Annotated in this window: 14 protein-coding genes; 5 read left to right on the top strand and 9 right to left on the bottom strand. The window is 73.1% G+C overall.

Annotation, left to right across the window (positions count from 1 at the left end; genetic code table 11):
• Window positions 1-24 precede the first annotated feature (24 nt).
• A complete protein-coding gene (locus H4696_RS13245) occupies window positions 25-909 on the bottom strand; it encodes a LysR family transcriptional regulator (protein WP_086864655.1) in 885 nt (294 codons plus the stop codon).
• 82 nt (window positions 910-991) lie between these two features.
• Here H4696_RS13245 and H4696_RS13250 point away from each other — a divergent pair, with 82 nt between their 5' ends.
• A complete protein-coding gene (locus H4696_RS13250; RefSeq protein WP_249027228.1) occupies window positions 992-1,855 on the top strand; it encodes an EamA family transporter in 864 nt (287 codons plus the stop codon).
• On the opposite strand, the gene H4696_RS13255 is transcribed toward H4696_RS13250, so the two are convergent.
• From H4696_RS13255 to H4696_RS13270, 4 genes are all read right to left on the bottom strand, one after another.
• Window positions 1,833-2,198 carry a nuclear transport factor 2 family protein gene (locus H4696_RS13255; protein ID WP_086864654.1) on the bottom strand — a complete coding sequence of 122 codons (366 nt, stop codon included), beginning with the start codon at window positions 2,196-2,198 and terminating at the stop codon, window positions 1,833-1,835. The genes H4696_RS13250 and H4696_RS13255 overlap by 23 nt on opposite strands.
• Window positions 2,195-2,641: a cupin domain-containing protein gene (locus H4696_RS13260; RefSeq protein WP_086864653.1), complete on the bottom strand. Its 447-nt coding sequence runs from the start codon at window positions 2,639-2,641 to the stop codon at window positions 2,195-2,197. Before H4696_RS13260 ends, H4696_RS13255 begins: the two co-directional genes overlap by 4 nt.
• A 13-nt stretch (window positions 2,642-2,654) precedes the next feature.
• Window positions 2,655-4,145 (bottom strand): flavin-containing monooxygenase, encoded by a 1,491-nt coding sequence (locus H4696_RS13265; protein WP_086864652.1) that lies wholly within the window; start codon window positions 4,143-4,145, stop codon window positions 2,655-2,657.
• A 99-nt stretch (window positions 4,146-4,244) separates the two neighbouring features.
• A complete protein-coding gene (locus H4696_RS13270; RefSeq protein ID WP_192782288.1) occupies window positions 4,245-5,030 on the bottom strand; it encodes an IclR family transcriptional regulator in 786 nt (261 codons plus the stop codon).
• A gap of 41 nt (window positions 5,031-5,071) precedes the next feature.
• On the opposite strand from H4696_RS13270, the gene H4696_RS13275 reads away from it, so the two are divergent.
• Genes H4696_RS13275 through H4696_RS13290 form a run of 4 tightly spaced genes read left to right on the top strand, consistent with a single transcriptional unit; the run spans window position 5,072 to window position 8,206 of the window.
• Complete coding sequence (locus H4696_RS13275) at window positions 5,072-5,863, top strand: SDR family oxidoreductase (protein WP_086864650.1); 792 nt, start codon at window positions 5,072-5,074, stop codon at window positions 5,861-5,863.
• A gap of 11 nt (window positions 5,864-5,874) precedes the next feature.
• Window positions 5,875-6,369 (top strand): cupin domain-containing protein, encoded by a 495-nt coding sequence (locus tag H4696_RS13280; protein WP_086864649.1) that lies wholly within the window; start codon window positions 5,875-5,877, stop codon window positions 6,367-6,369.
• Window positions 6,366-7,277, top strand: a complete 912-nt coding sequence (locus H4696_RS13285) for an alpha/beta fold hydrolase (RefSeq protein ID WP_249027227.1) — start codon at window positions 6,366-6,368, stop codon at window positions 7,275-7,277. Before H4696_RS13280 ends, H4696_RS13285 begins: the two co-directional genes overlap by 4 nt.
• Window positions 7,277-8,206 carry a DODA-type extradiol aromatic ring-opening family dioxygenase gene (locus H4696_RS13290; RefSeq protein WP_086864648.1) on the top strand — a complete coding sequence of 310 codons (930 nt, stop codon included), beginning with the start codon at window positions 7,277-7,279 and terminating at the stop codon, window positions 8,204-8,206. The genes H4696_RS13285 and H4696_RS13290 overlap by 1 nt, the downstream gene beginning before the upstream one ends.
• 6 nt (window positions 8,207-8,212) lie before the next feature.
• Here the strand turns inward: H4696_RS13290 and H4696_RS13295 are convergent, their stop codons facing one another.
• The 4 genes from H4696_RS13295 to H4696_RS13310 form a co-directional block, all read right to left on the bottom strand.
• Window positions 8,213-9,085, bottom strand: a complete 873-nt coding sequence (locus H4696_RS13295) for a hypothetical protein (RefSeq protein ID WP_086864647.1) — start codon at window positions 9,083-9,085, stop codon at window positions 8,213-8,215.
• Window positions 9,085-9,759, bottom strand: a complete 675-nt coding sequence (locus H4696_RS13300; RefSeq protein WP_086864646.1) for a hypothetical protein — start codon at window positions 9,757-9,759, stop codon at window positions 9,085-9,087. The genes H4696_RS13295 and H4696_RS13300 overlap by 1 nt, the downstream gene beginning before the upstream one ends.
• Window positions 9,760-9,942: 183 nt before the next feature.
• Window positions 9,943-11,766 (bottom strand): bifunctional sugar phosphate isomerase/epimerase/4-hydroxyphenylpyruvate dioxygenase family protein, encoded by a 1,824-nt coding sequence (locus H4696_RS13305; protein ID WP_086864645.1) that lies wholly within the window; start codon window positions 11,764-11,766, stop codon window positions 9,943-9,945.
• Window positions 11,753-12,679 (bottom strand): shikimate dehydrogenase, encoded by a 927-nt coding sequence (locus H4696_RS13310; RefSeq protein WP_169735178.1) that lies wholly within the window; start codon window positions 12,677-12,679, stop codon window positions 11,753-11,755. Before H4696_RS13310 ends, H4696_RS13305 begins: the two co-directional genes overlap by 14 nt.
• Between the last annotated feature and the right edge of the window lie 7 nt (window positions 12,680-12,686).

Genomic DNA, 12,686 nt, shown 5'->3' on the forward strand with positions numbered 1-12,686 from the left:
GGGTGTTCGCACCACAAGGCCGCGTCAGCGCGCCAGCAACCCCAGCACCAGCGCCAGCGGCGGCCACACCTCCCGCCCGCGCCGGGTGCAGGCGAACGCCCGCTGCCGAACGTCCGGCCCGGCCAGTGGCAGCAACGCGACGCCGGGCTTCACCGCCCGGCCCGCGGGCAGCAAGCCGACCGCCGGGGCCGGCCCGGTCGCGATCAGGTCCTCCACCAGCTCCAGGCTGTCCGCGCGGTGGGTCACGCGCGGGGTGAACGTCGACGCCAGCCTGCGGACGACGTCCTCGTCGGCGGTGTTGCGGGAGTTGACGATCCAGTCGTGGTCGCGGAACGCCTCGAACGCCGCCACCGTGCCGCCGGCGCGGGCGAGCCCGGCGTCGGCCGCCGGGACGGCGAGGCCCCAGTGCGCGGTCCACAGTGGACTGACCGTGAGCGCGGGGTCCACGCTCGCCGGGGCGAGGTCGTAGTCGTAGGTGAGCGCGAGGTCGATGTCGTCGGCCAGCAAGGCCGCGAAGGCTTCAGCCGGTTCGTACTCGCTGATCCGCAACTTGACCCGCGGGTGGTGCTCGGCGAGCGCGGCCGCCGCCGGCAGCACGGAGCGCCGGATCGCCGTGGCGAACCCGGCGACGCGGACGGTCCCGGCCGGTTCGGCGCCGGGGTCCAGTGCGGCGCGCGCGGCCTCGACCGCAGCGAGGATCGTCACGGCGTGCTCGGCCAGCCGCCGTCCCGCGGGGGTGAGCCGCACGCGGCGGCCGTCCGGTTCGAGCAGCGGCGCCCCGGTTTCCTTCGCCAGCGTGGCGATCTGCTGCGAGACCGTGGACGTCGTGGTGCCGAGCACATCCGCGACGGCGCGCATCGAGCCGTGGCGGGACAGCTCGAGGAGGAACTGCAGCCTGCGGGTGTCCATCCAGCGATTGTCCACGATTCGCGAACGGTACGTCCACGATCGGCACGTGGACGTGAACGGTGGGATGGGCTTTGCTCGGCACGTGCGCTCCTCCACCCGTACCGGCACGGCCTTCGCGGTCGCCGCCATGCTCTGCGTCCAGCTCGGGCTCGCCGTGTCCGTCGGCCTGTTCGACCGCCTCGGCCCCGAAGGAGCGGCGTGGCTCCGCCTGGCGTGGGCCGGTGTCCTGTTGCTGGTCCTGGTCCGGCCGCGGCCGTCGTCGTTCCGGCGGAGCACCTTCCTCGCCTGCTGCGGCCTCGGCGTGGTCACCGCGGGCATGACCATGCTGTTCATGCAGGCGGTCGCCCTGCTGCCGCTGGGCACGGCGAGCGCGCTGGAGTTCCTCGGGCCGCTCACGGTCGCCGTCACACGCGGGCGCGGCGGCAAGAAGCTGTGGCCCGTCCTCGCCGCGGTCGGCGTGCTCCTGCTGACCGAACCGTGGCGGGGCGGCGCCGACCCGCTCGGCGTCGGCTACGCGCTCGCGTCCGCGGTGTGCTGGGCGGGCTACATCCTGCTGACGCAGCGGGTCGGCGACGAAGTGGCGGGCGTGCGCGGGCTGGCCGTGTCGATGCCGGTGGCGGGGATCGTGGCGACGCTCGCCTTCGGCCCGGGCGCCTTCGGGCACCTGACGTGGGAGCTGCTGCTCATCGGCCTCGGGCTCGCGATCCTGCTGCCGGTGATCCCGTTCAGCCTGGAGATGCTTGCCCTGCGCCGGCTGAACGCCTCGGCGTTCGGCACGTTGATGAGCCTGGAGCCGGCCATCGCGCTGACGATCGGGTTCGCCGTGCTGCACCAGGTCCCGAACCCCGGCGCGGTGGCCGGGGTCCTCTTCGTGGTGGTGGCCGGCGTCGGCGCCGAACGCGGCGGGGCGCGGGAGCCCGTGCTCAGCCGGTCAGCGCCGGGCTGAGGTCCAGGTGGACGCGGTAGTCGACGATCCGCTCCTCCTCGAGCCACATCACCGTCACGCACGGCAGGGCCAGCGGCTGGCCCGCCGGTGACTCGGTTTCGATCGTGAAGCGGCAGAACAGCTGGTCCTCCCCCACCACCGCGACCTGGTCGACGACGTGGCGGACCCACGGCAGGGCGCCGGCCGCCCCGGCCGTCGCCGCGGTGATCGCGGCGCGCCCGATGAGCGGCTCGGCGTTGCCGAACACGTAGGTGGCGTCGTCGGCGAACCACGACGCGAAGGCCTCCGCGTCGCCCGCGTCGACGGCCGCGCACATCTCGCGGACCATCCGCTCGTGGTTCACTTCTGCAAGCTCAGGCCGTAGCGGGTCATCACTTCCGCGACCAGCTTCATGTCCCGCCCGGGCGGCAGTTCGGACAGCTCCTGGTAGTAGTTTTCCAGCCCCGGCGGGGAAACCACGGCGATGATGCGGGTCTCCTCGTCGAACGGGTTGCGGAACACGTGCGGCACCCCGCGCGGCATCAGCAGCGAGTCACCCGGGCCGAGCACGTGCCGGACGCCGTCCAACTCGACCTCGACGCGCCCCTGGACACACGTGAACAGCTCGTCCTCGCGGCTGTGGACGTGGGTCGGCGGGCCGCCGAGGCCCGGCGGCACGACGTATTCGAACAGCGAGTACGCGCCGTTCGTGTCGGCGCCGGTGAGCCGGGCGTGGATGCCCAGCCCGATCGCGCCGAGGTTCGTCCCGTCGCCGGGGCGGATCACGCCGGTCGTCACGGTGTCCATTTCGGACTCCTTTCTACAGCGGGGCTTTCGCGGGTTCGGGAGTGCTTTGCAGCCGGGCCAGCAGCTTCGGCGTCAGCGAGCGGTACGCCGACGGCGCGACCGGGTTCAGCCAGTGCGTGAAGCGGGTGAACCGGCCGAGCTGGACGCCGAGGTCGCCGAGCACCTCGTCGACGTTGTGGATGGAGAACGGGATGATCTTCGTGCCGCGGCAGTGGTGCGCCGCGGTCGCGACGTCCAGGAAGGCGAGCTGGGCGACGACGTCTTCGCGGCGCGCCGCCTCGTCCGGCAGGGTCAGCGCGCCGGCCAGGTCGGCCGCGATCCACAGCGCCGCCACCTCGGCGTTGAGCGGGCTGAAGAACGACGAGTTGTAGCCGTTGAAGTACAGCCCCGGCACGCCGATCGGCTGGATCTGCCGGTACAGCAGGAAGTTCCGCCGTTCGTCGAAGAGCCGCTCCTGGACGGGCGCGGGCAGGAACGGCACGCCCTGGGTGAACCCGGTGGCGCAGACGACGAGATCGGCGCGCAGCACCGTGCCGTCGGCCAGGTGCGCCACCGGGTGGCCGCCGTCGGCGGCGAGCCGCTTGATCACCTGGTCGCGGTGGACCCGGATCGAGCCGTCGGCGACGCCTTCGAAGAAGCCTTCGGTGGCCAGCCCGATCGCGTTCTTGACGATGTCCTCCATCCGCCCGCGCGGCACCAGGTCGTGCCGGGCGAGGCCGAACTGCCGCACCGACACCGACCCGATGGAGTTCAGCATCGCCCGCCGCAGCCGGTTTCCCGGGCCGTGCAGGAACTTTTCGAAGCCGCGCAGCCACCGGTAGCGGAACAGCGCCTCGCCCAGCCGGGTCAGCAGCAGCATCTTGAAGTTGAGCACGCCGGCGATCTTGCGCGGCACCTTCCACAGCAACTGCCGGGCGATGACGTCGGTGCTCGCGGCGACGCCGCTGATCGCGACGGTCACGTCACAGGCGGACTTGCCGTAGCCGACGACCAGCACGTGCTCGCCGCGCGCTTCCTCGACGTCGTGGAAGTCCGAGCCGGCCAGCAGCCGCCCGCCGGCCGCCTCGAACTCCGCGCGGCCCGGGTAGTCCGGGAGCGCGGGCTCGCAGAACACGCCGTTCGCGACCACCACCCGGTCGAACCCCGCGGCCCCCTGCGCCGCGGTGGTCACCACCCACCGGCCGCCGTCGGGCACCACCGACGTGACTTCGGTGCCCAGCCGCAGGTGCGGCGTGACGCCGTACTCGTCGGCGTAGGCCGCGAGGTACTCCTGGATCTGCGCGCCGGACGGCCATTCCGGGAACTCGCGCGGCATCGGGAAGTCCGAAAAGGAGTACTGCGCCTTCGGGCTCTGCGTCGTCAGCCCCGGGTAGCGCCGGGTCCGGCTCCACACCCCGCCGACGTCCGGTGCCTTGTCGAACACCTCGACGTCGTGCCCGGCCTGCCGCAGCACCTTGGCCGTGGTCAGCCCGGCGAGCCCGGCCCCGATGATCGCGACGCGCATGCCCTGCTCCTCCTCGTCGAGGCCGTCGGGACGGGTGCCCGGCTCGGCGTGCGCACAGCGTTCATCAGCGAGCCGCCGCGGGCCAACCGGGAGTCCTGCTCACTGGGACGGCAGCTCCGCGCGGGGCACCGCCCAGCGCCGGGCGGAGTAGGCGCGGCTGGCCGCCGCGGCCGCCATCCGCACCGCCGGCCCGATCCGGTCGGGCTGCACCGCGGCGCTCGGGCCGGTGACCGACAGGGCGGCCGTGACCCCGCCGGTGAAGTCGAAGATCGGCGCCGCCACGCAGCTGATGCCGACGTTGCCCTCTTCGCGGTCGTAAGCCCAGCCCTGCTCGTGGACGACGGCCAGCTCGCGTTCCAGCGCATCCGCGGTGGTGATGGTGCGCGGGGTGCGCCGGGTCAGCCCGGCCGCCACCACCGCCGCGACCGTTTCCGCGTCCGCCCAGGCGAGGATCGCCCGGCCGATGCCCGAGCAGTGCGCCGGGATGAAGCCGCCGACCTGGTCGAGCATCGGCAGCGGCCGGTGCCCGCTGATCTTCTCGACGACCAGGATCCGCGTGCCCTCCAGCACGCCGAGCTGCACGGTCGTCTTCGCCGCGGCGTAAAGGTCCTGCAGGTACGGCAGCACCGCCTCACGAAGTTCGTGGCGCACCGGCACCAGCCCGGACAGCTCGAACAGGCGGGTACCGATCCGGTACTTCTCCCCCGGCTTGTCCAGCCAGCCGAGCTCGATCATCCGGGCCGCGGTGCGGTGCACGGTCGAGCGCGGCAGGCCCGAGCGCTCGACGAGCCGGGCGAGGGTGAGCTCGCGGTGCGTCACGTCGAAGGCGTCCAGCAGCGCGGCGGCCCGTTCGAGCGCGCCGGAGTCCCGGGCAGTGGGACTCATCCTTGGTCACCGGGGGTCATGCGCCGAATGTAGGGCACATCATGGAGAGCAACCAGACCTTCGCGAACCGCCGCCGCGTGGCTCTCGTCGGCGGCGGCGCCGGCGGCATCGGCTCGGCCTGCGCGGCCACGCTGCACGCGAGCGGCCACTGCGTGGTCCTCGCCGGGCGCACGGAGACCACCCTCACCGAAACCGCGCTCGAGCTCGGTCCCGGCGCCGATTACGTCGTCTGCGACCTCGGGGACCCGGCCGCGGCGGCGGCCGCCGTGGACCACGTGCGCGAGCGGCACGGCTCGCTCGACGTCGTCGTGGCCAACGCGGGCGGGCCGGCGCCGGGCACAGTCTTCGACGTCCCCGCCGCACAGTGGCACCACGACCTCGACCTGCTGGTCCTCGGCCCGCTCTCCCTGATGCGGGCCGCGCTGCCCGCCATGGCCGAGCGCGGGTACGGCCGCGTCGTCGTGCTCACCTCGACGGCGGTGCGCCAGCCGCAACCCGGCCTGGCCGCGTCGACCGTGCTGCGCTCGGCGACGACGTCGGCGGCGAAGCTGGCCGCGCTCGAGTACGCCGACCGGGGCGTCACCGTCAACTGCGTCGCGGTCGGTGCGACGCTCACCGAGCGGCGCCTCGAAGTGGTGCGCTCCCGGGCCGGCGCGGCCGGCGTCGACGTCGCCACGGCGCTGGCCGAGGACCTCGCCGCCATCCCGGCCGGGCGGGCCGCGGCACCCCGCGAGGTCGCGGCCGCGGTGGCGTTCCTGGCATCCCCCGAGGCGGGGTACGTCAACGGGACGGTGCTGACGGTCGACGGCGGCCGCACGGAATGCCCAGCCTGAAAGGTGCGCCCATGACCACGTCCGGACCCGGCTTCGCGATGCCCGACTTCCTCGCGAGCATCGGCCACACCGTCCGCCCCGGCGAGCAGCGCCCGCTCGTCGTGCACGACGGCGAACTGGAGGAGATCCCGCCCGGCGCCGTCCCGAACCCGACGTCGCTGCGGATCGCCGGGAAGCTGCCGACCACGACGTTCGAGCTGTTCCGGCAGGTCATCCCGGCCGGTGCGAGCTCGGACATGCAGCGCCACCACCACGAGACCGTCCACTTCGTCCTCTCGGGCGACGGGCACAGCGAAATCGAGGACGAGACCGTCACGTGGACGACGGGGTCGTTCGTCTACACCCCGCCGTGGACCTGGCACCGCCACTACAACGACTCGGCCGAGCACCCGGTCGAGTTCCTGACCATCGAAAACTCGCGGCTGCTCGGCCTGTTCGGGCTCGGCCGCCGCCAGAGCGCGGGCCTGGCGACCATGGCCGAAGCCCGCCACCGGGAGGACCAGTGAGCACCACCGAACGCGCCGCCCCGCCGATCCCCGACCACGTCGGGATCTGGGGCGAGCTGGGCGAACTCGAGCACACCCTGCGCTACCTCGACGTGCCGCTGGACGGGCAGCCGGTGCGCACCCGCGTCCTGCAAGCCGGCGCCGGGCCGGACCTGGTCCTGCTGCACGGCACCGGCGGCCACCTCGAGGCCTACGCCCGCGACCTGGCCGGGCTGGCGCGCGACTTCCGCGTCACGGTCTACGACATGGTCGGCCACGGCTGGTCGGACCTGCCGGACCGGCCGTACACCATCGACGTCCTCTCGGCGCACCTGGTGTCCCTTTTGGACACTCTCGGCATCGGGCGCGCGCACCTGTCCGGCGAGTCGCTCGGGGGCTGGGTGGTCGCGTGGACCGCCGCCCACCACCCGGACCGCGTCGACCGGCTGGTGCTCAACACCCCCGGCAACATCGCCAACAAGCCCGAAGTGATGGCCAAGATGCGGGACAGCACGATGGCCGCGGTGCTCGACCCGAGCGACGAGACGGTCCGCCGCCGCGTCGAGTTCCTGTTCCACCACAAGGAGATGGTCACCGACGAGCTGGTGAACCTGCGCCGCCGGGTCTACTCGCGGCCGGGGTTCGTGCGGGCCATCGGCAACACGCTCGTGCTGCAGGACCCCGCGGTGCGCAAGGATTTCGCGTGGGATCCGTCGTGGGTTTCGCGCGTCACCGCGCCGACGTTGCTGCTGTGGACCAGCCACGACCCCACCGGCGGGCTCGACGAGGCCGAGCTGCTGCTGGACTGGCTGCCGGACGCGCTGCTGCACGTCATCGACGACGCCGGCCACTGGCCGCAGTGGGAGAAGGTCGGCGAATTCCTCGACGTCCACCGCAGGTGGCTGCTGACCGGCGAGGACCCGTCCTGATGGCCGAGCTCATCGGGTTCGCCGGCATGTCCCACAGCCCGTTCGCGACCCTGCTGCCGCCCCCGCCCGAAGGCGGCCCGGGCGCGAAGTTCCTCGCCGACGCCGCCGTCGTGCGCCGCGCGGTGGCAGCGCTGGCGCCGGACGCGATCGTCGTCATCGGCCCGGACCACTTCCACGGCAACTTCTACGACGTGATGCCGCCGTTCGTCCTCGGCGTCGAGCACGCGGCCGGCTTCGGGGACTTCGGCAGCACCGAAGGCCCGTTGCCGATCGCGGGCCCGCTCGCCTGGTCCGTCCACAACGGACTGACCGGCGCCGGGTTCGACGTGTCGCTGTCGTACTCGCTCACCGTGGACCACGGCATCGTCCAGACCTACGAGATGCTCACCGGCGGCACCACGCTGCCGCTGGTGCCGCTGGTCGTCAACACCGCGGCGCCCCCGCTGCCCTCCCTCGACCGGTGTCTCGCGCTGGGCCGGGCGCTCGGCGAGGCGCTGCGCTCGGCCGAGTTCCCCGGCCGCGTCCTGGTGGCGGCGAGCGGCGGCCTGTCGCACTGGCTCCCGTCCAACGACCCCCGCGAGGTGGCGGGCGAACGCCGTGAGTCCCTCATCCACGGCCGCGCGGACATCCACGCGTTCGCGGCGGCCCGCGAACCCCGCGTCCGCGCCATGGCCGGCGACCCCACCGCGCGGGTGAACACGCAGTGGGACGCCTGGTTCCTCGACCGCCTGACCGCGGGCGACCCCGGGTCGGTGGCCGCGCTGGGCCACGAGCGGCTGGAAACCCTGGCCGGCAGCGGCGGCCACGAGGTCCGCTGCTGGCTGATCGGCCAGGCCGCGATCGCCGCGCCCCTGACGTGGACCAGCTACGAACCGGTCCCCGAGTGGATCACCGGAATGGGCATCGGCACCACGTTCCCGGTCGGGTGAGCCCGGCTACCACCGGAAGGGCACGAGCGTGGGACCGCAGTGGTGGTACTCGTCCGCGTGCTCCGGTTCGGCGTGGTGCCCGAGGTGACCGCAGTACCAGAGCACGGCGTCGGCGCTCGTCATCGGCTCACCGGTCAGGTAGGCGGCGAGCCCGTCCCCCTGCGCGGTGCCCTGGTTCCCGCGGAGGTCTTCCCCGCCGCGGTAGCGCATGATCCAGATGTCCCGGTCGGAGAACGTGTCCGCGACGCCGTCGTCCGGGTCGGGCAGGACGTGGTACCCCCGCTGGGAGTTCAGGTCCATGATCGCCCAGCTGCGTTTGGTCGGCGGGTTCTTGACGCGGCTGATCTCCCGGGTCTTCTGGTGCCAGCCCGGACCCCAGCCGAGGTTCGGCGTCGACGTGTTGTATTCGAACACGCTGTCCGTGCCGGCGCCGTCGATGTCGAAGTCCAGCCGCCAGTACGCGTGGTGGCGGTGGTCGGTGTTGCACTGGAGCCCGGCGCTGTAGAGGCGCGGGGTGATCCGGCCGTCGGCCCAGAACGTCCACCGCTCGGTCAGCTTGTAGGCCCCGATGCGGTGGAACGCCTCGACGGCGATCCCCGGCAGCCCGGCGCTGACGACGGTGTAGGTCTTGACCTTCTTGGTCCCGGCCAGCGGCTGGGCGTTGTTGTAGGTGAGCGGATCCTTGTACGGCCCGCAGGCGTTGTGGTCGTACTGGACCCGCAGCGACGGCAGGCTGCCCTTGTAGAGCACCTGGTGGTCCCGGTAGAACGCCTGCGTGATGGCAATCCCTTCGCAGGCAGGCGGGTCGGCCAGCGTGTAGGTGAACCGCCACAGCGCCGAACCCGGGCTCGGCCACGCGATGTACCCCGACTCGCCCATCAGTCTTCGCCTCCCGCGTTTCCGCAGCCACATTCGCGGTCGGCCCTGGCCACCTTGAGGACCTGCTCGGTGCTGAGGTCCACCCAGATCCGGTGGCGGGGCAGCCGCTGCCCGCACGCGCCGAACAGCACCTCGACGAGCCGGTGGTTCGCGGCCGCCTCGGGCAGCCCTTCCGGGGCGACCTGGATGGCCATGGCTTCCAGCTCGGCGAGCTCGGCCCGGTCGAGCCGGGCGTCGCCGCGGGCCAGCTCCACCGCTTTCTCGACCTCCGCGGTGGCGAGGGGCGGCTGCGTGACGGTTTCGGTGATCGCGACCAGCTCTTCACGCCGTCCGTCGAGCACGGCGTCGATCGCGCGATTGCCTTCGTAGTCGAAGGCGGTGACGACGAAACTCCACGCTTCGTCGCCCTTGTCCCGGAACCGGCTGACGCCGATGAGCTGCCAACGAGCCCCCAGCCGTTCCCGCAGTTTGGGCTGCGACAGGGCCAGCTCGACCATCCGCTCGGCCAGCTCGGCGGTGAATTCGTCCTCGTCCCGCTGCGCTTCGAACGGCTCCGTTTCGTCCGGGAGTTCCCCGGTCCAGGGGGCCAGCCGCAGCCCGCCCAGGTGCGGCGGCAGCTCCGCCGAAGCGGCCAGCCTCGGCGGTGGCACCAGATAAACCTCGTTCTCGGGCATGACGGCCTCGACCTCCCGGATCTCGAACGCACTTGTCGTACGCCGGGCAAAGAGAGCCGGGACCCCGCGCTGGATACCCGCGGCGGGAGGTGAAGAAATGGCGGGAAATCGCTGTTCCGAGGCGGTCGGATCACGAATTCGTCAGAGGCTGCCGCTTTGTGGCGGGGACGACGGACGCCGCGGCTACACCGAAGCCGCGCGCTGCCTCCGGTGGGCGGCCATCCGGACCGGCGAATTGACCGCGCCATCACCGGCATAGCCGCCGATCCGTTGCACCACCTCGAAGAACACCCGGCCGCCCAGCACCACCGTGAAGAAGTGCAGCAGTTCGCCGTGGTCGTCGCGGTCGTAGAGCACCGACTCCTGCCGCAACGCCGCCAGCAGCGCTGGATCCGGCGCCAGGCGGGCGTCGAGGTCGTCGTAGTAGTTGCCCGGGATCTCGAGCAGCGGCGCTCCCCGCTCGCGCATCCGGCGGGCGCTCGCCAGCGCGTCCCCGGTGGTCAACGCGATGCGCTGGGGCTCGCGCACCCCCGGCGCCCAGTCGCCGCGGCGGAGCAGGGCCGATTCGAGGGCGATGCGGACGCGGCCGGACGGGTCGGCCACCGTCCGGCTGCGCACCAGCCCGAACGGCGCCGCGAACTCCGTCACCGGCTCCGGCGCCAGGCCGAGCACCGCGCGGTAGAACAGCGCCGCCTCGTCGAAGTGGTCGAACGGCTGGGTGAGGGCCAGGTGGTCGACCCCGGTCACCCCGGCACTCTCGCCCACCGGCGACGTCTCCGTGAAGTCACCGAGCCAGCTGTCCGCGGTGTCCGCGCCGGTGCGGCAGAAGAAGACCGAGGTGCCGTCGGGCGCGGCGATCGCCGACAGGTCCGCTTCGTCCGCACGGTGGCCGCGGGGCAGGATCGGCGCGAGCAGCCTCTGCGCGCGCCGGGCCGACGCGACCGGGTCGGCGCTCTCGACGGCGACCGCGGCGACCGACGCGCCCTCGGGAGCGCCGGAGCCGTTCAGCAGGATCCGCGCGTCCCCCTGCCGCCACAACCGGACCGGCTTGGACCGGTGGTGGCCCGTCTCGGTGAAACCCAGTCCGGTCAACGCCTGCGCCAGCGCCGGCCCGGCCGCGTCGTCGACCGCCAGCTCGACGAACGCGTGCCCGGCCAGCGCCGGCGCGGGCGGCAGCTCGGCGGCCCCGAGCGTCTCCTGCAGGCCGAGCAGGGACCGCATCGCGTCGACGGCCGCGGGTCCCGGGTCGGCCTGGCGGAAGACGTCGTTGAACACCTCGAGCGACAGCGGCCCGCGGTAGCCGGCCGCCAGCACGTGCCCGGTGAACGCCGTCAGGTCGAACGCACCCTGGCCCGGGAAGAGCCGGTGGTGCCTGCTCCACTGCAGGACGTCCATCTGCAGCCGCGGCGCGTCGGCCAGCTGCAGGAAGAACAGCTTCTCGCCGGGGATCGTGCGGATCGCGGCCGGGTCGCTGCCCCGCGACAGGATGTGGAAGCTGTCCAGGCACAGCCCGAGCGCGGGGTGGGCGGCGCGGCGCACGATGCGCCACGAGTGGTCGTAGGTGTTGACGAACCGGCCCCACGCCAGCGCTTCGTAGGCGATCCGGATCCCCCGCGCCGCCGCGCGCTCGGCCAGCAGGTGCAGCTGCTCGGCGGCGAGGTCGTCGTCGTCGACCGCGTCCGGCGACACCGACGAGCACACCAGCATCGTGTCCGCGCCGAGCTGGCCCATGACGTCGAACTTCAGCTCCGCGCGCCGGAGGTTGCGGGCCAGCACGTCCGGCGGCACCGCTTCGAAGTCGCGGAACGGCTGGTACAGGTCGATCGTCAAGCCGAGTTCGGCGCAGTGTTCGCCGATCTCCTTGGGCGACCACGACGAGGCGACGAGGTCGTTTTCGAAGATCTCCACGCCGTCGAACCCGGCGCGGGCGGCCGCGGTCAGCTTGTCTTCCAGGGTGCCGGACAGGCACACGGTGGCGATCGAACGGCGGGACTCAGTCGAGGGCATCGGCGGGCTGCCTTTCCTGGGACGTCGTGAGCCGGGCGAAGTGATCCAGCATCCGCGCGGCGTCGGGTTCGGTGCCGGTGAACAGGCCGAGGGCGCCGGCGGCCTGGAACACCGCCATCCGGCCGCCGTCGAGGACCCGCGCCCCGAGCGCGCGGGCGGTGCGGACCAGCTCGGTTTCGAGCGGGCGGTAGACCACCTCGGCGACCCACAAGTCCGGGCGCAGCAGCCGCGCGGGCAGCGGCAGCCCCGGGTGGGCGGCCATGCCGGTCGGGGTGGCGTGCACGAGCCCGTCCGCGGCGCCCACCGCCGCGTCGAGGTCGGTTCCCGCCGAGGCGCGGCCGGCGCCGAACCGGGCGGCGAGGGCACCGGCCAGCTCCGCGGCCCGGCCGGCGTCGAGGTCGAAGATCCGGAGGCGGCCCGCGCCCGCGGTGAGCAGGCCGTACGCCACCGCGGCCCCGGCCCCGCCCGCACCGAGCACCAGCACGGAGTCCAGCTCCACACCGGGCAGCCCGGTCCGGAGCCCGCGCGCGAAGCCCGACCAGTCGGTGTTGTGCCCGATCGCGCGGCCGTCTTCGAACACGACGGTGTTGACCGCGGCCAGCGCGGCCGCGTCGGCCGACAGCTCGTCCAGGTGGTCGAGCACGACCTGCTTGCACGGGTGCGTGATGTTCAGCCCGCGGTACCCGGCGGCACGGGCCTCGGCCAGCATCGGGCCGACGGCGGTGGCCGGGACGTCGTGGTCGTCGAGGTCGAACCGGGCGTAGACCAGCTCCAGCCCGAGCCTGCGGGCCTCGGTCTCGTGCAGCGGCGGGCTCAGCGACGGGCCGATGCCCGTGCCGATCAGGCCGGTGAGCACCGTGCCCGGCGTGGCCCGATCCGCGTACCCGCGGATCGCCTCGGCGGCTGATGACAAGGTCACG

The sequence above is a fragment of the Amycolatopsis lexingtonensis genome, assembly GCF_014873755.1.
GTDB classification, from domain to species: Bacteria; Actinomycetota; Actinomycetes; order Mycobacteriales; family Pseudonocardiaceae; genus Amycolatopsis; species Amycolatopsis lexingtonensis.